The organism is Phocaeicola sartorii JCM 17136 = DSM 21941, from assembly GCF_054653615.1.
The window spans coordinates 64,566-86,533 of record NZ_BAAIFW010000006.1 but is presented as its reverse complement, the minus strand read 5'-3'; the positions used below and the strand labels follow the sequence as shown (position 1 = coordinate 86,533).

The 21,968-nt window shown below is 41.4% G+C and carries 9 protein-coding genes; all 9 read left to right on the top strand.

Features of this window, described 5'->3' with window-relative positions; translation table 11 throughout:
- Positions 1 to 2: 2 nt before the first annotated feature.
- The 9 genes from ACYQ0C_RS17415 to ACYQ0C_RS17375 all read left to right on the top strand — a co-directional run bounded on the left by ACYQ0C_RS17415 (position 3) and on the right by ACYQ0C_RS17375 (position 21,960).
- Positions 3 to 2,156: a RagB/SusD family nutrient uptake outer membrane protein gene (locus ACYQ0C_RS17415; RefSeq protein WP_016270980.1), complete on the top strand. Its 2,154-nt coding sequence runs from the start codon at positions 3 to 5 to the stop codon at positions 2,154 to 2,156.
- Between the two features lie 1,076 nt (positions 2,157 to 3,232).
- Positions 3,233 to 5,254, top strand: a complete 2,022-nt coding sequence (locus ACYQ0C_RS17410) for an SUMF1/EgtB/PvdO family nonheme iron enzyme (RefSeq protein ID WP_016277725.1) — start codon at positions 3,233 to 3,235, stop codon at positions 5,252 to 5,254.
- A gap of 246 nt (positions 5,255 to 5,500) precedes the next feature.
- Complete coding sequence (locus ACYQ0C_RS17405) at positions 5,501 to 8,911, top strand: SusC/RagA family TonB-linked outer membrane protein (RefSeq protein WP_025076656.1); 3,411 nt, start codon at positions 5,501 to 5,503, stop codon at positions 8,909 to 8,911.
- 30 nt (positions 8,912 to 8,941) lie between these two features.
- Positions 8,942 to 10,978, top strand: a complete 2,037-nt coding sequence (locus ACYQ0C_RS17400; RefSeq protein WP_016277723.1) for a RagB/SusD family nutrient uptake outer membrane protein — start codon at positions 8,942 to 8,944, stop codon at positions 10,976 to 10,978.
- A gap of 9 nt (positions 10,979 to 10,987) precedes the next feature.
- Positions 10,988 to 12,487: a family 43 glycosylhydrolase gene (locus ACYQ0C_RS17395; RefSeq protein ID WP_016277722.1), complete on the top strand. Its 1,500-nt coding sequence runs from the start codon at positions 10,988 to 10,990 to the stop codon at positions 12,485 to 12,487.
- A gap of 38 nt (positions 12,488 to 12,525) precedes the next feature.
- Positions 12,526 to 14,133, top strand: a complete 1,608-nt coding sequence (locus ACYQ0C_RS17390; protein ID WP_016277721.1) for a DUF5060 domain-containing protein — start codon at positions 12,526 to 12,528, stop codon at positions 14,131 to 14,133.
- Positions 14,134 to 14,326: 193 nt separating this feature from the next.
- Positions 14,327 to 16,873, top strand: coding sequence for a hypothetical protein (locus tag ACYQ0C_RS17385; RefSeq protein WP_016277720.1), 2,547 nt, complete (start codon positions 14,327 to 14,329; stop codon positions 16,871 to 16,873).
- A gap of 35 nt (positions 16,874 to 16,908) precedes the next feature.
- A complete protein-coding gene (locus ACYQ0C_RS17380; RefSeq protein WP_016277719.1) occupies positions 16,909 to 18,456 on the top strand; it encodes a pectinesterase family protein in 1,548 nt (515 codons plus the stop codon).
- Positions 18,457 to 18,591: 135 nt separating this feature from the next.
- Complete coding sequence (locus ACYQ0C_RS17375) at positions 18,592 to 21,960, top strand: glycoside hydrolase family 2 (protein WP_016277718.1); 3,369 nt, start codon at positions 18,592 to 18,594, stop codon at positions 21,958 to 21,960.
- The last annotated feature ends 8 nt before the right edge of the window (positions 21,961 to 21,968 follow it).

Below are 21,968 nucleotides of genomic sequence, written 5' to 3'. Positions count from 1 at the left end.
TAATGGAGATGAATCGTATGAAAAAAATAGTATATTCAACACTTTTCTTTGCTGGAATGTTTTTGACTACAGCATGTAGTGATTATTTGGAGGTTGGCTCTCCTTCTATTGTAGATTCGGATTTTGTCTTTTCTAATCCGACAACAGCACGTGCGGCATTAGACGGTGCTTATGAACAGTGGAGGGATTGTGCGCAGAATAAGGTTTTTGGCGATGGATTGTTTTATGCTGCTGATATTGCCGGGTCTGATATAGAACGTCACCCGGAGTCTTTCTCTAACCAGCTGGGACGTCACTATCCGGAATGTCTTTATCAAAACGGTACTTATGCAGGTAGCTATGGATTGACTTCATATTTGAAGGAGAATGATATTTATGCTAGCTTGTATTCGGTTGTGAGCAAAGCCAATGCGGTGATAACATCCATGGAAAACGCATCGAATTTTGAATCGATCATCAATGGTGGACAATCAGAGATGGGGCAAATGTATGGTGAGGCGATAGCTATGCGTGCTACGGCTTATCGTGAACTGTGCAAGAACTTCGGGGACGTACCATACGTAGGTGTTTATGGTGTTGTGCCTAAAGGTTTGGTTTCCCGTGATTCTATTTATGATGTATGTATTGAAGATTTGCAGAAAGTGGAACCTTTGATGTACACCATCGGTTCCATTCCCGGCATTGCTGCTGCCAATAAAAATTATTTTTCTAAAACCTATGTGCAGGCTTTGATTGGAAGAATGTGTTTGGATGCAGCTGGATATCAGACCCGTCGTGGCGATATTAAACGTGTAAATGGAAAAGGGGAAAGCATGACATTTGAAAACAAGGGAAAAGAAAATAATGGAGCTACTTACGGACGTCGTTCTGATTGGCAGAACTTGTACACGATAGCTAAAAAATACTATGAGGCTTTGTTGGCTGATCCGGGTAATGCACAGTTTCATTTGACTGATCCACGGGGTGCCTCGGATAAATCCGGACGTACTTTCAATAATCCTTACCAGTATTTCTTTGAACAGATGCATATGGATGATGCTATTTATGCGGATGAGTCTATTTATGAATATCCCATGCAGCAAGGTGGTGGAAATGATGGTCGCCCCTATTCTTTCGGCCGTCCTTCATCTGGTGGCTCAAAGGCAGCGTATCCATGTAAGAGCTATGGACAGGGACGTATAAATCCTGCTTATTTTTATGGAATCTTTGATCCGAATGATATGCGTCGTGACGTGAGCATTACTATGACCGGCAGTAATGGTAAAGGGGTTGAGAAGTTGATTCCTTTTGTCCCCAACTCAAAAGCTGAAGGCGGTGGCTTGACATTGAATAAATGGGATGAGAACCGTCAGGCTAATCCATGGGTGGCTGCACAGCGTAAATCAGGTATCAATGGTCCGTATATGCGTATGTCTGAAGTTTATTTGGGCTATGCGGAAGTATGTGCGGCATTAGGTGATGTGGTTACAGGTAAACAATATTTAAAAACAGTTCGTGAACGTTCGTTCCCGCAAGGTTTGGCTGACACAGATGGCTTTATTGCATCTTTTGGCAATGATCTGGTTCGTGCGATTATTGAAGAACGGGGTTTTGAATATGCAGGTGAAGGTGATCGTCGTTGGACATTGATTCGTTCTGGTTATCTTCCGGAAGATATAAAAAGAATCAAAGACATGACTAAAGCTATGATGGATGGTCTGGCAACTAAAGGTTATTATGAGTTTGAAAATGGTAATATCATTTCTGCTTATATATGGACAAAATTAGTTGATGCAAAAACTATATATGGTCATCGTTTGACAGCGCAGTGTCCGATGGACAAGGTCAATGATCCGGTGCTTTATCCGGGATGGCGCGGACAAAAGGATAATTGGGAAGAAATGGGATTGAATTATGGAAATTCGGCTCCTGCTACCAATCTGGCAATAAAAGGGTTGTTTGAAATCGTGTCTGAAGAAGAGGCAGCATCTCTTGAAAGCCAAGGATATGCCAAAGTTAATTGGGGTATTGATTTGGTTGATTATAGAGATGAATATGATAAGTATCTGTTTTGGGATTATGATTACGTTTCGGCTCCTATCTATTTGTGGCCGTTTACTCCTAATGTAATGGCTGCCGGTGGCTTTACGAATGGTTATGGCTTTAAACAGGAATAATAATTCATTCATCAAACGAAAATAAACGTATGGGGGAGAGGGCGTATGGCAAATGCTCTCTCCCCTTTTTTGGGGTGTCTCTTAAGAATGTATTTCTAAACAGCTCATCAATACAACTGTCGCATTTATAATTTGAACTCGCCTCCTACCATAGAGCTTTGCAAAACTGCTGCCACTGCTACCACCATTTTAGCAAATCTCTTATGAATAGGGAGATATAGGGGTGGTGGCAGCACATTTTTTTATGTATGAAATACGCCTGCTGCCACCACTTTTTCTACTTTTCTCATATTATCAGTATGTCTTTTCTACTTTTTACGGAAGTGTTGTCCCGCACATACGTATTATCTCATAAGTAAGATGAAGGAGCAGTCAACCTAAAGCGTCAAGCTATATTGTGTCCATGAAAAGACTGGGAGTTTCAAACAGTTACAAAAGGACGAAACTGTAGTTCCAACCCGATAGAACTGTAGTTCCAACCTGATGGAACTGTAGTTTCAACCTGATGGAACCAGAGTCTTAGGCTGATGAAACTGTAGTTCAGACTGTTGCTTAACGCTTTAGGTTGACTGCTCCTTCATCTTACTTATCAGGATGGTTGACGGAGTTAATACTTAGTTATAATATCAGTTGACTCTTTCAAGAGCTATTTCTTTGTCGGGTTGAAACAATCATGACTTACGGTCAAGATGGATGACAGTTGCCACCAAGTTTACCAATACTACGGTAATCATAGCAAATCGGCATAGAAGGCATACGAATTTTACCCAAACATCTTCCTCTTATGGAATAAAAAAGGGGATAAGTGGTGGTAGCAGGCGTATTTCATACATAAAAAAATGTGCTGCCACCACCCCTATATCTCCCTATTCATAGGAGATTTGGTAAAATGGTGGTAGCAGTGGTAGCAGAAATTACAAACTTTAGAAGAGGGGGCGATAAGAAAGACTGAAATCTTTTTTTGATAGGTTTGTTCGCCTGTTGCAAAATTGTGCACATAAAAGACCAATTTTTACCTTGTTCTTCTTTGATAGCCTGTTACTTTTGTATCAAGACATATTTTAATCAGATACGAAATGAAATTGAAGTTTTTAGTAAGTACAATAGTTAGCATCATGATATGGCCGGCAAGTATTATGGCACAAAGTGAATTGATTCCAATGATAGAAATACCTGCGGGAAATTTCTATATGGGGACTTTGGGTGAAGATGAAAATTATGATGAAGCACCTATGCATAAGGTGCACATATCTAAACCGTTTAAAATGGGACTGACCGAAGTGACTAATGCGCAATATGAATTGTTCTGTCCCGGACACAAGTCGCTGCGTGGTAAAAATGGTTTCTCAAATGAAGATGACGAAGCGGTGGTGTTCGTAACTTATCAAGATGCCGTTGCCTTTTGTGACTGGTTGACCCGGAAAGAAGGAAAAACGTATCGTCTGCCTACCGAAGCTGAATGGGAATATGCATGTAAGGCAGGCCGTTACTGGAACTTCTATATGGATGACAAGCTTCCTGCCGCCTGGCAAAAGAATCAAGTGATAACGGCTTCTCTAAAACCCTTGTCCTTGAAAGTGGCACAAACTCCTCCCAACGAATGGGGGTTATATGATATGTGTGGAAATGTGGAGGAATGGTGTCTGGACTGGTATGGGCCCTATATAGACAAGGAACAGACTGACCCTGTCGGCTATTCGGACGGTATGGCACGGGTGACCAGAGGAGGGAGTCATAATACACCGGTGAAATATCTCCGTTCGGCAAACCGTATGGCTATGTTGCCGGAGGACAAACATGCAATGACAGGCTTTCGGGTGGTACAGGCAGAGTATCCGCAGACCGCTCCGCTTTCTCAGCCAAAAGATGAGTATGTCGTGTCTCAGATAAAATGGAATTGGGCCTCTCAATGTGTCACGGAACCAGTCTTCACTGCTCCTTTGGTTTATGTGCATGAACCGGATGCGCATAGTGGAACGCCTTTTTTCAAGCATAATCATCAGCCGGCATTGACTTGGTGTGATAATGGAGACTTGTTGGCTGTGTGGTTTTCTACCAATGAAGAAAAAGGCCGTGAGATGGTGGTGCTCTCTTCGCGCTTGCGTGCCGGAAGCCGTGAATGGGAAAAGCCTCGTATGTTTTATCAGATAGCTGATCGTAATTTGACCGGAACTGCATTGTTGAACGACCGCCAAGGGACTCTTTACCATATCAATGGAGTGGAAGCGGCCGGACATTGGCAGAATTTGATGATGACTTTGCGTACAAGTACAGATAATGGACAAACTTGGAGTAAACCTCGTATGATTGCTCCAGAGCATACGAGACGCCATCAAGTGATAGCCGGAACCTCTATTACAAAGGAAGGCTGGTTTGTTCAGGCTTGTGATGCCGGACCCGGTGGAAGAGACGGGGCTGCTGTTCATATCAGTAAGGATAAGGGAAAAACTTGGACGGACCCGTGGGATGGAGCGCCCTTGCCTGATTTTAAAGAGGGAGGGACAGGTACCACTATCGCCGGAATCCATGCCGGAGTGGTGCAATTGAAGGATGGCAGATTGATGGCATTGGGACGTAACAATAGTATTCGTGATAAAGAAGGACGTCTACGTATGCCTATGAGTGTATCTGATGATATGGGCAAGACTTGGCATTATTCTGCTTCGGAATTTCCACCCATTGATGGAGGACAACGGCTGGTATTGATGCGTTTGAATGAAGGTCCTATTTTGCTGATTTCTTTTACTGAGCATCCTTATCGTACTTCGAAAGAGGAGCGTGGAATGATGTTTACTGATCAATCAGGAAAGCCTTTTAAAGGATATGGCATGTATGCTGCTTTGTCATACGATGAAGGTAAGACCTGGCCTGTAAAACGCTTGTTGACTGATGGTATTTATCGTTTTCTTAATGGTGGGGCTTGGACCCAGTTTTTTGAAATGGATGAGAATCATGCTGAGCCTCGTGGCTACTTGGCCGGAACACAAACACCTGATAATATGATTCATCTGATAACAAGCCGCTTTTATTATAAGTTTAATTTAGCTTGGCTGAAAGGAAACGAAAGTGCGCTCTTCCCTCAAATGTTGTTTGATTGAGAGATATATAGTATATATATTTAATGTTTTGTATTGATTGTTTTCTTTTATATGATTATATATCTCAGAAACGAAGTAAAACGAAATTAAATAAAAAGAAAATAATGCGAAATAATTTTTGTTTTCCGAAAATATTTCTACTTTTGCAATGTGTGATTTAAGATACTATGATTATGAAACATGCTTAAAGAGAACACAAAAGGAACTATTAAATCTAAAAATGATTATTTGTTAACCCAGGAAAGTATGGAAAATGTTCAGAAAACAAGGCGTTTGTTTGCAAGCGCATACGGTTGTAAAGCCAGCCGTTCTTTTCTTATTTGGAGCTTGTCGGCCGCAATGTCCATAAGTGTCGCACCGATGATGGCTGAGGTTTCTGCCGATGTTAGGAACTTTGGCACTCAACTTGTTACTCAGGTGAAAAGGGTCACCGGAACCATTATTGATGAAACAGGTGAGCCTATGATTGGAGTATCAGTCTTGGTTCAGGGAACTACTACAGGGACGGTTACGGATTTGGATGGGAAGTTTGTATTGGAGGTTCCCGCAAATGCTACATTGGTTATTTCGTATATCGGATATAAGACTCAGAACATAAAAGTCGGTAGCCAGCATGCGTTTGCTATTAAAATGGAGAGTGATAATGAGGTGCTTGACGAGGTAGTTGTAATTGGTTATCAAACAATTAAACGAAAGGATTTGACAGGTTCAGTTGCTTCTGTCAGTGGTAAGACTGTATCGGTCATGCCTGTTTCTAATGTGGCGCAGGCTATGCAGGGTAAACTTCCCGGTGTGAACATTACATCACAAGACGGGCGTCCTGACGCGGCTATTTCTATCCGTGTGCGAGGAGGAGGCTCTATTTCGCAAAGTAATGAACCTCTGATTCTGGTAGATGGTGTAACAGTGAATTCTTTAAATGATATTCCTTCCGATCAAGTGGAAAGCATTGACGTCCTGAAGGATGCGTCTTCTACTGCTATTTATGGTGCACGTGGTGCCAATGGTGTAATCCTTGTGACTACAAAGGGAGCGAAAGAAGGGAAAGTTTCTGTTTCTTATAATGGTTATGTTAAATTTAATACGCCGACTAAATATTTGGAAACATTGGATCCTTATGATTATTTATCGTTTGTTTGGGCGAATGCTGCGGCTAGTGGCGATGCATATCGTTTGCCATTCGAAAAATTGTATGGCATCGGTGATTATTCTGGTAGTAATACGGGAGGTATAGAAAGTTATCGTAACACCAAGAATTATAACATCCAGAAAGATGTGTATAATAGTTCTGTGTCCCATAACCATGATTTGTCTGTTAGTGGAGGTACAGAAAAAACAAAGGTTTTGTTTGCGATGAACTATATGGATGAGGAAGGCATGAAGCTGAACTCTTATGCCAAGCGTGGAGGGATTTCGTTGAAGGTCAATCAGAAGTTACGTGATAATCTGGATATTAATCTGGATACCCGTTATAGTGATATGCGTACTATGGGAGATGAAGGGACAACTAATGGCTCTGGCTCATTGCTTTCATCTTCTTACCGTTTTCGTCCGATTGCTACCGGTGATATCTTGGGGGATTTGAATGCTTTGCGTGAAGGAAATATGGAAATGTATGGGCGTCAGTCCACTTGGGACACTTATAGTCCGGTTGCCCGTATTGGTGATTATGATCCGTTATATATCAAGCAAAGACTTCGTGGAACTTTGTCTTTAAATTGGAGATTGTTTGACGGCTTTGCTTATCACACTGATTTTACTTTAAATCAGTCATGGGAACAAGATAAAAAATGGGGAGGAGCTATTTATAATAATTATTTGGATGACGAAACAGGCGCTAAGCTGTATGCGGGAAATGTGGAATATACGAAGCGTGACAGCTGGGGGCTTCGCTGGACGAATACAGTGAGTTATGATTTTAACTTCTTACCCAAACAGCATCGCCTGAATATTCTGTTGGGTCATGAGGTTACAGATTCAGGTGGTAGTAAAGTGTCGATTTCAGCTAGTCACTTCCCATCTAATTTCACAAAGGACAATGCTTTTGCTATGATTAACCAATATGATGCGGAACATGGAACAAGTAAATTCTCTTCTGGAGTAGATATTCCCGGACGTATTCTCTCATTCTTTGGTCGTGCTAATTATACATTGATGGACCGTTATTTGTTTACTGTGACATTCCGTGCCGATGGCTCTTCTAAGTTTTCGCCCGAACATCGTTGGGGATATTTTCCTGCCGCTGCTTTCGGATGGCGTCTTTCTGAAGAATCTTTCATGGAAGGAACGAAAGACTGGTTGGATAATCTGAAAGTTCGTTTGTCTTATGGTACGGTAGGTAATGATGGCATCAGTTCTGATTTATGGTCACAAACTTGGACTTCTGAAACTGATTTGCGATATCAATATATATTGAATAACCAGTATTCATCTTCATACGATCTTTCAACGGAACAGATGGCAAATAAAAATCTAAAATGGGAAACAACTATTACACGTAACCTTGGTTTCGATTTCGGATTTTTAAAGAATCGTTTGTGGGGGTCTTTGGATTTATATTGGAATACAACGAAGGATTTGCTGATGTTGACTTCGCTTCCCGGAATTACCGGATTCACCTCTACGTATGATAACATTGGCCAGACTAGTAATAAGGGAATTGAGTTTTCTTTGTCTGGTGTGATTTATGAAAATAAAGATTGGAATATCACGGCTGGTATGAATATAAATTTCAATAAAGGCAAGGTCGATAAATTGGCAGAAAATGTAACAGGTTTATATGGCTCTAGTTGGTGTGGCAGCAGCAGTTTCCCTGGTGAGGATTATATTTTGCAGGAAGGAAAACCTGTGGGCATGGTCAGAGGTTTTATATATGACGGCTTTTATACCACAGATGATTTTAATTATGTAAACGGACAATATATATTGAAAGAGGGTGTGGCGGATTTAGGTTCTTTTATTAATCCTGTACATGGGGTGGACCGTCCGTCCGGACAAAATGCTTATCCGGGTCTTCCAAAATTTAAGGATATGGACAATAGTGGCGGCATTGATGAGAAAGATGTTACCATTATTGGTGATATGAATCCTGTTCATACAGGTGGTTTCAATATCAATACAACTTATAAAAATTTTGATTTAGGATTGTATTTTAACTGGAGTTATGGTAATGATGTGTATAATGTGAATAAAATCGCTTCTTTATACGGTGCGAAAGAAAAGGGAGTATATGAGAATAAACTTGGTTTTATGAAAGACTCCTATAAGATTTATGACGTGGTAGATGGGAAATTGGTTCGTCTCACTACTCCTGAGCAATTAAATGCAGCTAATGTAAATGCTAATTTGCCATTACCTTATAGTGAAAATGGGGTTACTTCCAGTATTGCTATCGAAGATGGTTCTTATTTGCGCTTGAACACACTGACATTGGGATATTCATTGCCCGATAAAGTTTTGCATAAGGCTGGTTTGAGCAAATTGCGTATTTATGGAACAATTTACAATTTGTTTACTTTGACCGGTTACTCAGGCTTGGATCCTGAAGTTAGTGCCAATACCTCTCAGAACAAGGCGAAATATCCTACAGTAGGATTGGACTGGGGAACTTATCCTAGAGCACGTTCGTTTGTGGTAGGCTTGAATCTTGCTTTCTAATCAAAAAAACAAATCATTAAATTAATTATTATGAATAAATTAGTAACATATATATCTGCATTGGCACTATGCTGTTCTTTTGCTCAATGTAGTGATTATCTGAATACTTCTTCACCGGAGAACACAGGAGATGAGTTTGTAACCTCTTCTACTTCTGAAACTTTTAAAATTCTGTCTTGGTGTTATGCTAATTATCGGCAGAATTGTATTATGGGGGCTTATCGTTGGAATGATCCTATTGGTTCAGACTCTGAAATATATCCGGAAATAGGTTCTTTGAATAATGCCAACGCCAGACTTTTACCGGAATTGTTAAGTGTAAATGCGGGTGGTTCAGGCTTCAACGGGCTTTATACTACGATTGCACGTGCATCTAGAGTCGCAGAATTGGTAGCTGGTAAAACTGCATTTCAAGATGCTGTGGCTGCAGGAAAAGTAAATGATTGGACTCAACTTTATGGTGAGGCTTTAACAATGAAGGCTTTCTGCTATTTCGATTTGGTAAAACATTATGGTGATGTACCTTATGGATATGAAAATAACAATGTGGAAGATTATTCATTAACTTCCCGCTTTGAAATTTATGATAATCTTATTGAGATATTGAAGGAGGCAGAGGCATTGATGTATCCACTGGGAGAAGGTGGCATTACTGCAGAACGTTTTTCTAAAGGATTTGCTGAAGCGTTGTTAGGACAAATAGCTCTTTATTCCGGTGGATATCAGACAATTCGTACAGATGTGCCCGGCTTGTATGGTGACGTGCAGTTTACGACAAAAGGAAAAGAAGAATTGGGATGTGTCTATGCTCGGCGCAATGATTATCTGGATTATTATAAGATTGCCGAGAAATATTTTCAGGCTGCTTTGAATAATAAAGGAACGGCTGCTTTAGTTACGGTTGATGACCGGAGTTATGCGAATAATCCGTTTCAGCGTCATTTCCAATATACTCATGATCTGGCTCTTAGTCCGGAATCTATTTTTGAAGTAGGTAATATACAAGGGGGGCAAAGTGGGCAGACTACTACCAGTGAATATTCTTATGCTTTTGGACGTCCGTCCAGTGGTGGTAGTAATCAAGCTGCGCCTTGCAAGTCGTTTGGGGCATTACGTATTATCCCTTCTTTTTATTATGGTGAGTTTGAAGCGGGTGATATGCGTAGAGATGCTAGTGTGACTGTAACCGGTAGCAAGGGGGATGGCAATGAAGCTTTGTTGTCTTTTACTCCGGGTAATAAGTTGGATGGGGGAATTGCGATTAATAAATGGGATGAGAATCGTATGAATCCTCCTTATACCACATCTCAACGTACTTCAGGGATGAATTGGCCAGTGTTGAGGCTTGCTGACCTTATTTTAATGCAAGCTGAGGTCAAAGCGGAATTGGGAACGGAAGGAGAAGCAATCCAATTACTTAACCAAATCCGTCAACGCGCTTTTGGTAATTCCGATCATGCCATTTCAGCTTCAGGTGAAGTTTTGAAGGAAGCTATTTTACAGGAGCGCAAATTAGAACTTTTAGGTGAAGGTACTCGTCGCTGGGATTTGATTCGTTCGGGTAAATTTGTGGAAAAAGCTTTAGCTGTTCGTGCAGAAATGACGGATATGGTTCATGATTTGCAAACAAAAGGATACCATGAATTTGCTAATGGTAATGTGATCTCGAATTATGTATATACTAAGAAAGTGCATTTAAGTTCACCGTTGACTTTTGATCCTGATGAGTCGGATCCAGCTCTGTATCCAGGATGGAGAGGACAATATGATTATAGTACCACTTCGGTAAAAGTTACTGGAACAGACCATAACCTAGCTATTGAGGGGCTGTTTAATTATATAGATCCCGATGGTGCTGAAGCAAAGAAACTGCTTGACGAGGGTTATGCAAAGGTTGATTGGGGAGCAACATTGGTGAAATATGCTGATCATTATACGAATAGTAATTTGTTGCCGGGGGTAAAGGACGGTAATGTTCCTCCCAGATATTACTGGCCTATTCCATTCGAAACGTTGAGCAAATCTAAAGGCAAGATAACGAATGGATATGGTTTGGCACAAGAATAAAAATTATATATGAAAAACATTTTATCTGTTTGCGCATTTTTGCTAGTCTTTGGGACGCTCCCTTTATGGGGGCAGTCCCAAGATCCTTTAAATGAGGATCAAACTACTGTACGTATTTTGGAAGGTGATAATTCGGATCCTTCTATAGTCCGTTATGGAAAGTCTTATTATCTGGTCCATTCCTCTTTTATTTATACTCCGGGACTGGTCGTTTACCAGTCGGATGACTTGATAAACTGGACTCCCTGTTCCACTGTCTTGTCTACTTTTACCGGAGACATCTGGGCTCCGGATATTGTAGTCCATAACAAGCGTTTCTATATTTATTTCCCTACTCGGGACGAGAAAGGAAAGAAAACCAATATGGTAACTTGGGCGGATACTCCGGAAGGTCCGTGGAGCGCTCCGGTTGATTTGAAAATAGGGGGAATTGATCCGGAACATGTGGTTGGTGAGGACGGAAAACGATATCTGTTGCTCAGCTCCGGTGCTTTATATCCGTTGTCGGATGATGGATGCTCTATTACAGGAGAACCGGTTCGGATTTATAAGGAATGGGAAATACCGGAGGAATGGGATATAGAAGGAGTTTCCATGGAAGGCCTGAACGTGAAAAAAGTAGGAGAGTACTATTATTTATTCGCGGCCGAAGGGGGTACGGCAGGTCCCCCCACCAGTCACATGGTAGTACAGGCACGTAGTAAAAATATCATGGGTCCTTGGGAGAATGCTCCTTTCAATCCGCTTCTTCGTACGGAATCGCGCAATGAAAAATGGTGGAGTAAAGGGCATGGCTCTATTGTTGATACGGAAGATGGACGGTTATTCATGATTTTCCATGCTTATGAGAACGGATTCCAGACATTGGGTCGTCAGACCCTTTTACGTGAACTGGTTCAGAAGGAAGATGGGTGGTTGCATTTGAAAGAAGGAGTCATTTCTTTACCTGCACCGGAACGTTTGAAAGTATCCGGTATAGAGGATTTTGTATGGCAGACGTGCCGGGAACATAGTTTAAATGACCGGTTTCGGATTACTCCTGATAAAATCAGTATAGATGCAAAAGGGAATACTCCTAAAGAAGGCTCTCCTTTGTTGGCGCGTACCAGTGCTCATAAATATGAAGTGGAGGCTTGTTTCGAACTGAAAGGTGAAAATACATCTGCCGGATTGGTAGCCTATTATGATGAGAATTATCATTTTGGATTTGGTTTTAATCATAAGCAGCTGCTTCGTTACCGGCGTGGACAAGTCAGCCGTACAGAATCAAAATCTCCTCAAGCAAACCAATGTGGAAAGATGTGGCTGCGTTTGCGGAATGATGCGAATGTATTATCGGCCTGGTATAGTGCCGATGGTAAAAAATGGCATAAGTATCCATGGGGATTTGAAATATCGGGGGTACATCATAACACGGTATATGGTTTCTTGTTTGTCCGTCCGGGTATTTTTGCCGGTGGTGACGGACAGGTGGAAGTGACGGACTTTGTTTTGAGGAACCTTGATTGATACGTTGTTTTAACTGGAATTTAATGATTGAATGGCTTATGAAATATTGCTGCTTTCTTTTAATAATATGGTTTCTGGGAATTTCCGGTGGATTTGCTCAGGATAAGGTGGAATGTTGGGGACGTTATGAAATCTCCATTCCTGCCAAAGTGAAGGGTAATCCTTTTGATATTGAACTTACAGCGACGTTCAACGGGCCGGATACCACATTGACAGTACGTGGGTTTTATGATGGAAATGATACTTTTAAAATTCGTTTCATGCCTGTGAAGCAAGGAGGATGGTATTATATAACACAGAGTAAAATCCCTGCATTGGATGGAGTAAAAGGTCAGATAGAATGTATTGCTCCGGGTAAAGGAAATCATGGCCCAGTCAAAGTGGATGGAACTTATAACTTTAAATATGCTGATGGGACACGTTACTATCCGGTTGGAACGACTTCTTATGATTGGATGCATGTGGCCGGTAACCAACCCGATCAGACTGTAAAATCATTGGAACTGTCCAAGTTCAATAAGATCAGGATGCTGTTTTTTGTGCAAAACTTTGATCCGGATTATCCTGAACCCTCCATGTTTCCTTTTGAGATAAAGAAGATAACAAAGGATGAAAAGGGAAAGCCTGTGTATGAATGGGATTTCACCCGCTTCAATCCGGCTTATTTTGCTCATGTGGAAGCATGTGTGGATAATTTGGCCGGAATAGGGGTGGAGGCTGATTTGATTCTTTTCCACCCTTATGATGGTGGCCGTTGGGGATTTGACAGGATGCCTTTGGAAGCCGGTGTCCGATATTTGAAGTATCTGACAGCCCGTATGAGTTCATTTCGCAATATTTGGTGGTCGCTGGCCAATGAATATGATTTTTTGAGAGAATTAAAACCGGAATATTGGGATACCTTTACACATACGGTAGTAGAGAATGATCCTTATTCTCATTTATGTTCCATTCATACTTATACAGCTAAGTATTATAAATATTGGGAACCGGAATATACCCATGCCAGCATACAGGACCAGGCACCTGTAGAGGGTTTTGGAAGAGCGGCTACGGTGAAGAATATTTATAAGAAACCGATTATTTTTGATGAGGTATGTTATGAGGGCAATATGGATAACCGATGGGGAAGCTTGAGCGGTCAGGAATATCTTTATCGCTTGTGGCAAGGGCTGATTGTGGGGACTTACGTAACTCACGGAGAATGTTATATGGATAATCCAAAAGATTATTCCCGTGATTTTCTGGCTGTAGGAGGAACTTTTCAAGGGGAGTCCTGGAAGCGCATCGGCTTTACAAGACAGATTTTGGATGCACTCCCCAATCCCTTGCATTTATGCGATAGTAGTTGGGACCCATATACTTCTACTGCCGGAGAAAACTATTATATGATTTATCTGGGCAAAGAAATAAGACCGGAATGGATATTTGATTTACCGGTAAAAAACGCTTTTTATCCACGTTTGAAAGAAGGAGTACGTTTTAAAGTGGAGGTCATTGATACTTGGAACATGACGATAGCCGAATGGCCTGTCGTTTTTGAAACGACTGCTCCTGTAAAAGATAGGGTGTATGATAAAAATCAAGGAAGAGTAAGACTGCCTGCAAGTCCTTATCTGCTGCTAAGGATAACTGAAGTAAAATAATTAATGAATGTGTTAATTTGCTAATAGGCTGATTTGCCGTTTGGTTCCGCTATGTTCGCATGTCAATTGGCCTATTAGCAAATTGGCAAATTAGCACATTATTCAAAATTTGCACATAATAGACCAATTTTTACCTTTCTGTCCCCTGTCTCTCGTTTACTTTTGTAGTAGAACAAATCTTAATCTATACAAAATGAAACATTTACATTTCCTCGCTTTTGCCTTGTGCTGGCTTGTATGGGGACATCTGTTAAAAGCACAAAGTATTGATCATTATAGTTCGTTAGATCCTTCGCAACCTATAGAATTTAAAGGAAACTGCCTTCGTTATGCAGATAAAGAAATTATTTTAGGTCCGAAAACATTTTTTGTTGATGGGCAGTTGTCCGATAGGGAAGTGGCGGGTAATCCTTATGTTTTTAATAGTTTCAATAAAGCTGCCGCTAATTTTTCGGTTGGTACGGAAGCGGAACCGATGAAAGTCTATCTGGCTCCATACGTTTATTGGATTGATGATCCTGACGATCCTGCTATTCGTGTTGGAAAAGACGGTCGTGAACCGTTCGGCTTGGTTGTTAAATGCCCTTATCTTCATATTATCGGATTGAATAGCCATCCTGAAAATACAGTTCTGGCATCCAGCCGTGGACAGACACAGGGGGCTGTCGGTAATTTCACCATGTTTGATTTTTGGGGAGACGGTCTGTTGGTTAAGGACTTGACCATGGGGAATTTCTGTAATGTCGATTTGGAATACCCTCTGAAGAAGGAATTAAGCAGGAAGAAAAGAATGTCTGCCATCACTCAGGCGCACGTCGCTTATTGTCATGGCGACAAGATTGTGGCGGATAATGTACATTTCATCAGCCGCTTGAACATGAATCCGTTGAATGGTGCCAAGCGGATACTTTTTAATAAATGCCACATGGAAAGTACGGATGATGCGTTGACCGGAACAGGGGTTTATCTGGATTGTACACTTCATTTTTATGGTCAGAAACCTTTTTGGAGAAGTGATATGGGCGGAGCTGTATTTTTGAACTGTGACTTTTATGTATGTCATGAGGAAGACCGGCAATATTTTTGTAAGTCGGTCGGACCATTAAGTATTGTCGATTGCCGTTATCATTCGAAGAAGCCGGTTTATGCGGGCTGGACACATGATCCTACGGATTGGTTGCGTTGTTACCAATACAATGTGAAGCTGAACGGGCAACCTTATGTAATAGGGGCTGACAAGCCTTATAATACGGCTTGCATGGATCAGCTGAATCAACTGAAAGCTTTCCGGCTGGAAGAGAATGAAGAGGTAGTTTATAATACTTACAATTTATTGAGAGGAGAGGATGATTGGGATCCTCTTCAGGTGAAAGACCGTGTCATTGCTATAGGTAAGCAGGATGGAAGGAATTATACCCGGATGCCCTCCTGCCTTTCTGTAGAGCCTTTAACAGCTTCCATCCAGACTGGTGGCCGGACGGTCAGATTGACTGCAACAGTAAAAAGGCATTGCAACTATGTGCTGAATAATGTTCCCGTGAAGTGGAAAGTACAACAAGGTTATGAAAAGGATGTGAAATTATCTACTTCCGAGGGATATGAATGTGTTGTCGAGGCAACTAATACGGAGGATGAAACAAAACATTTCACTGTGATAGCCTATACAGAGGATGGTTTGGAATGTGCGACAGAACTTACGGTTGCTCCCGATTATGTACCGGCTCCCTCGTTTACGGAAGAGCCGGAATTGAATATTGCTAAAGGAGTAGCTACTGTCAGTTATGCTTTAAATTTGAATGGGCGCAAGGATGAATCATTGATAACCTGGTATAGATGTACGGACAGGAACGGGGCTGATAGACTTCCGGTTTCTGTATCCCGCTTGAATGAACCGGAATATTCCTATACGTTGGTAAAAGAAGATGTTGGTTATTATCTGATGGCAGCTATCGCTCCCAAGCATCTGCGTTGTTTGCCGGGGGAAGAACGGATTGTTGTTTCCAATTCTCCGATAAAGAAAGGGCAAGTGAATATCACTCATATATTTGAAACGGATTTTCAGAACTTTCCATGTAAGAATCAACCACAACTTTTACCGGGATTTTGGACGATTGGTGGATATAAGCCTTTGGATACGGCAGCATACGATTGGCAGGTAGTTCCGGATAAGGATTATTGGATTTATGGACCTGGAATGAATGGTTCTCACGGAACCGGTTTGTTACAAGATCAGAAAGGAGCCCGTTTGCTGTATACTCCACTGGATGGCAGCTATGGAGATATGGCAATCACATTGAATGTGGATGCCAGTAAAACAGCAGGACAAGGTTTTGGTAGTGCTACAGGACAGTATTTGGATTTGTATATCAAGTTTGATACCCGTACTTTAACGGGATATGCATTGCGTATCATTCGTACGACCAAGTATAGTAATGCGGTTGATTTTATTTTGATGAAATATGAGAACGGGGTGGCTGAAGCCATCAGTCAACCGGTGTCTTCTACCTGCTATCGTACAAATTGTACTCTGACATTGACTGCTAAAGGAGGAAAATTGACAGCACATGCTTCAACGACAACTCCGCTTCCGGCGCCTGTAACTGATCCGAACTTGAAACTTTCGGTAGATTTGGAGGCGGATATAGCCTCGAACACTTTTGGGGGCACCGGTATCCAGCATACGGGCAGTTGTGGTGAAAGTACAACGATGCTGCATTATATGAAGGTGGAATGGGAATAGAATGATTAAGACTTGAATTTAATACTGATGAATCTATGGTTACATTAAAATCGTTTTTAGGTATGATTGCCGCAGTTCCTTTTATAATGGCGTGTAATCAGACAGGGCAGGTCAATGCAACACTTTTTCCTGCTTCCGGTTCGGAAAATGTCAATCCGGACACTCATTTGGTTCTTACTTTTTCCGAGACTCCTGTCCTAGGAGATTCCGGTATGATACGGGTTTATGACGCAGTTACTGACCAAGTGGTGGACAGTTTGGATTTGAGTATTCCGTCTGGTCCTACGGAGAGCCGTACGTATGGTCCGGAATGTGATTATACAAAAGTGCCTTATGACTATACTCGTACCGTTATGTCTACCAATAAAGATACTCGTCCGGGTACTCCTTCGGGAACGGCGGAACCTACTCCTCCTGTGTACCAGCTTACTATCATAGGGGGATTTACGGATGCCTTTCATTTTTATCCTGTCATCGTGCGTGATTCTATAGCTACTATTTATCTACACAATAATATGCTGGAATATGGGCATACTTACTATGTGACTATAGATAATGGTGTGTTAAATTTAGCTGACGGCAGTTTTCAAGGAGTCACTAAAGAAGATGAGTGGACTTTCACTACTAAATCTGACATGCCGGAACTTTCAGATACATTGATTGTGGATGCTACAGGAAAAGGGGACTTTAATACAGTTCAGGGGGCCTTGGATTTTATTCCTGATTTTAATGAACGGCAGACTGTGATTTTAGTTAATCCCGGTGATTATGAAGAATTGGTCTATACAAGGAATAAATGGAATGTTAAAATTAAAGGAGCAGGAATGGCCGATACTAAAGTACATTATGCAAATAATGAAGTCTTTAATCCTCATCCGCTGACTGTGAAAACCAATGAGTGGCCCGGTACATTTCCTTCCCGTCGGGCGGCTTTCATGCTTGATAATTGCAAGGATATAGTCATTGAGGATATGACCATTGCTACAGATTTAAAAGGTCAGGCAGAAGGGTTGTTGATTAATGGAGAAAGGATTGCTTTATACCGTGTACATATTATAGGTTCAGGAGATGCATTGCAGGCGAATGGAACAATCTATATGGAATCTTGTGAGTTGGATGGTGGTGGTGATACTATTTTAGGACGTGGCAGCTTGTTTGCTTATAAAAGTAATTTCCGTAATGGTGGCGGCCCTTTCTCATGGGTAAGAAATACGGCAGGCAATCATGGTAATGTGTTTGTTGAATGCACTTTTTCTACGGAGGATGGTAAACAGGCGGATTACGGACGTACTAAAAGTAATCATGGTTCAGCCTACCCTGATGCAGAGTTTGTCTTGATAGATTGTAAAGTGAAAAATATAATTCCTGAAGGCTGGAGTTCTATTGGAGCGAAGACTGCTAAAATGTACGAGTATAATACTTGTGATATGGTGACAGGAAATCCGGTTGATGTATCCAAACGTCATCCATATTCCCGACAGCTGATAAAAGATAAAGATACAGAGTTGATAAACAATTATCGGAATCCTGCTTTTGTATTGAAAGGGTGGTTGCCGGATAGTTATATGAATGAAATAAAATAAATGAGATTAGCTATAACAGAATATTGGTTTTACCATCTATGAGAGCATGGAGTCATGTATTAAAAGCGAGAACAGGGCTAATGTAGTGGGCCAACAGTTATTATTGAATTTAATAAAAGAAAGTAATAGATAATTATGAAGAAGAGTATTATTGCCATAGCATTTTTGTTGTTATGTCCATTTTATGGGGTGAGAGCACAGGAGAGACCGTTTTTTGATTTGTCAGGAAAAGGATGGCATTTATGGCAGGATAAAAATGCAGCTTGGCAGACAGAGGATATTTATTTGACATTGGAAGAGGCACGGAAAACTCCTGTAATTGTTCCTACAGCGGGATGGGATATATTGACTTCTGCCCAGACTCTTCCGGTACAGGTTCCCGGAACAGCTGAAGAATATCTTCAAACTCAGTCCGGACCCGAAGGAGATATTACAGGAGTTACATGGTGGAGTCGTACAATGGATATTCCGGTGTTGAAGAAAGGACAAAAAGTCTTTTTGAATTTTGGCTCTATACGTTCACGGGCGGAGATTTTTATTAATCAGAGATTAGTGGATTATCAGATTGTGGACAATGTTCCTTTCGAAACGGATATTACTCCTTATATAAAATCGGGAGAACAAGTACAATTGGCTGTACGTATAACGGATGCGGGTGGTAACCATGATTGGCGTGACTCCAGAACGATTCCGTGGGGAGATAAGATGTTGCCTCCCGGTCATGGCTTTGGAGGAATAACAGGAAAAGTTGGTATGAAGGTATGTAATGCTGTTTATGTGGCGGATATTTATATGCAGAACACTCCTCAGATAACCACCGCCAACGCTATTCTGACATTACAGAATGAAAAAGGAAAGACTACGAAGCAGGATCTTCGTATAACGGTGTACGAGTGGCAAAATAAAGAAAAAATAGTTTATTCTAAAGAGATAAAGGGTGTTTCTTTAAATAAAGGTATGAATGAACTGAAGATTCCTATATCAGCTCCGGAGGCGAAATTATGGAGCGTGGATGATCCTAATCTGTATGTATGTGAGGTGGAGTTATCCGAAGGAAAGAACTGGGTAGATAAAGATTCCCGCCGTTTTGGATTCCGTTGGTTCGAGGCTTCCGGTATAGGTGAGGATGCTGTTTTTCGTTTAAACGGAAAACGTATCATGCTTCGCTCGGCCATCAGTTGGAGTTTTTGGCCGGTCAATGGTATTTTCCCATCGGAAGAATTGGCTGAAAGGCAAATTCGCATCGCTAAGGAGTTAGGGTTGAATATGTTGAATTTTCATCGTTTTATCGGTAATACTGACGTAATGAATTATGCTGATGAGTTGGGACTGCTCTATTTTGAAGAGCCTGGCGGCTTCCGTCTGGATGTGAGACAGCCGTTTATGAATGCTGTTTTGCATGAAAAGGTCGTCCGTATGGTAAAGAGGGATCGCAGTCATCCCTGTCTGGTTATCTACAATATGATGAATGAATCTGGAAATGCTGCTCCTGAAAAGTTGGCATTGGAAATTCAAGCGATGAAGGATATGCGTGTACTGGATCCTTCCCGGCTGATTCTTCGTACCTCGGCTTGGGCAAAGGGGGATGATATAGAAGATCAGGCTAAAATTCATATTCGTCCTTACGATGAAAAAGTGTATTGGAGTGGCTGGTATGATTATCATCGTGCCGGAGGACCTGCTGTTTGGAATGAAGGTTTGTACAAAGGCCCTGAAGATTATTATAATGATACAAAGAATAAGCGTGAAATTGTATTCTTTGGTGAGGAAGGGGCTTTATCATCACCTCCTCGTTTGGAAAAGAATAAAGAAGATTTGGAAAAATATAGCTATAAAGGATGGGATGGTAGAGAGTTTTTACGTTGGTATGATGAATTTAATGAATTTCTGGATGCTAAACAGCTAAGGACAGTTTATCCTACCGTAGATGATTTATGTGTGGCTATGGGAACGGTGTCTTATGAACATCAGGGACGTAAAATAGAATCGGCCAGAATGAATAATTTGACGGATGCATACGTTGTTAATGGATGGGAATCGGAATTGACGGAGAATTATTCGGGAATTGTCGATTGTTTTCGTTATCCCAAATCGGATCCGGCTATTATAGCTCGTTATAATCAGCCTTTGTATGTAGCGGTAAAGACCAGGCAACAGGTTGCTGCCGCAGGGGGAGAGGTGACCGTTGACTTTTATCTGATTAATGAGAAGAATGTCCGGGGAAAACATCAATTGAAAATCTCGGTGACGGACTCTCAAGGAAATATAACGGAGGTAGGGACTTATGAAACAGAAGCCGCCGGAGGTGAGGTTTATGGTCAGTTGTTGGTGAAAGATGTAAAAATACCTGTTCCTGCAGCTGGAGGACTTTGTAGAATTCAAGCAAAACTATGTAAGGAAAATTCCGTTGTTACAACTGGGTATGATGATATATTGTCTGTAAATCTGGCATCCAATATGTTGGATGGCAAAGGGGCCGTTTGGGAAGATGGAAACGCTTTACAGAATTTCTTGAAGGGTAAAACGAAAGAAGCGGTTGCGGCTTACGAGGATAATTTAGGAAAGTTGGATTGGATTATGGTGGCCCGTCCTCCTAAGAAAGATCAATTGACAATGGTGCCGATGGAAGCGTTACGCTCTGCCGATGGCAAACCGGGATTGGATGTGGTCTATTATGAGGATATGGAATTTCAGAAGGAAGTTTATCATGAAGTGGCCAAGGTGGTTAATCTGAGTGCTATTGAAGGAGCTACACCAAGTCCTTTTGTGTATATGCTTGATGGTTATGGTATTAAATGGAGTGGTAAAATACTTCCCTCTGTCAGTGGTGAATATACGATTATTCCTCAGAGTAATGACCGTAGTATGATTGAAGTCTTTGTCAATGGTAAGAAAATATATGAAATTACCAGGAAGAAAGAGCATTTGGGCGATGGAAAAGTCTATTTGGAAGGAGGCAAGTCTGCCGATATAGAGATTCGTTTCAGGCATCCTCGCAGTAACGCGCGTTGTCGTCTGGATTGGGCTGTTCCTAATGATAAGATGCCGGATGCACAGCGTTTAATGGAACGTGCTGTAAATGATGGAACCAAAATCTTTATTATTCAGAGTGCTGATGAGTGGTCGGAATTTATAGCGGCTAATAGTAAAGCGGTGTTTAAGGACAAATTCTTTGTTGGAACCAACTGGCTGGGCGGGGTGATGTTTAATAAGCCGCATGATATTTTCAAGGAACTTCCTGTCGGAAATGCTCTCAACTGGCCTTATCAGGCATTGATACATACAGGGGTGGAGCGTATGGGATTAGTGATGGAAGGTGAGGAATTGCTGGTCGGAGCCTATCATACTTATCCTATGGCTATCGGAACTGCTATGGGGATTGTACCGATGGGTAAGGGTAGTGTTTTGTTCTCTACATTGGATATCTATGGGAACATCATTAATGATTCGGCTGCCGGACTTGTAGCCAAAAAACTGATATTCAATATGATTGATTTTAAATAAAATAACAG

What these genes read in the sequence shown, in the direction of transcription:
- ACYQ0C_RS17415 (WP_016270980.1), top strand. Translation starts at nt 3, where the DNA reads ATGGAGATGAATCGTATGAAAAAAATAGTATATTCAACACTTTTCTTT.
- ACYQ0C_RS17410 (WP_016277725.1), top strand. Translation starts at nt 3,233, where the DNA reads ATGAAATTGAAGTTTTTAGTAAGTACAATAGTTAGCATCATGATATGG.
- ACYQ0C_RS17405 (WP_025076656.1), top strand. Translation starts at nt 5,501, where the DNA reads ATGGAAAATGTTCAGAAAACAAGGCGTTTGTTTGCAAGCGCATACGGT.
- ACYQ0C_RS17400 (WP_016277723.1), top strand. Translation starts at nt 8,942, where the DNA reads ATGAATAAATTAGTAACATATATATCTGCATTGGCACTATGCTGTTCT.
- ACYQ0C_RS17395 (WP_016277722.1), top strand. Translation starts at nt 10,988, where the DNA reads ATGAAAAACATTTTATCTGTTTGCGCATTTTTGCTAGTCTTTGGGACG.
- ACYQ0C_RS17390 (WP_016277721.1), top strand. Translation starts at nt 12,526, where the DNA reads ATGAAATATTGCTGCTTTCTTTTAATAATATGGTTTCTGGGAATTTCC.
- ACYQ0C_RS17385 (WP_016277720.1), top strand. Translation starts at nt 14,327, where the DNA reads ATGAAACATTTACATTTCCTCGCTTTTGCCTTGTGCTGGCTTGTATGG.
- ACYQ0C_RS17380 (WP_016277719.1), top strand. Translation starts at nt 16,909, where the DNA reads ATGGTTACATTAAAATCGTTTTTAGGTATGATTGCCGCAGTTCCTTTT.
- ACYQ0C_RS17375 (WP_016277718.1), top strand. Translation starts at nt 18,592, where the DNA reads ATGAAGAAGAGTATTATTGCCATAGCATTTTTGTTGTTATGTCCATTT.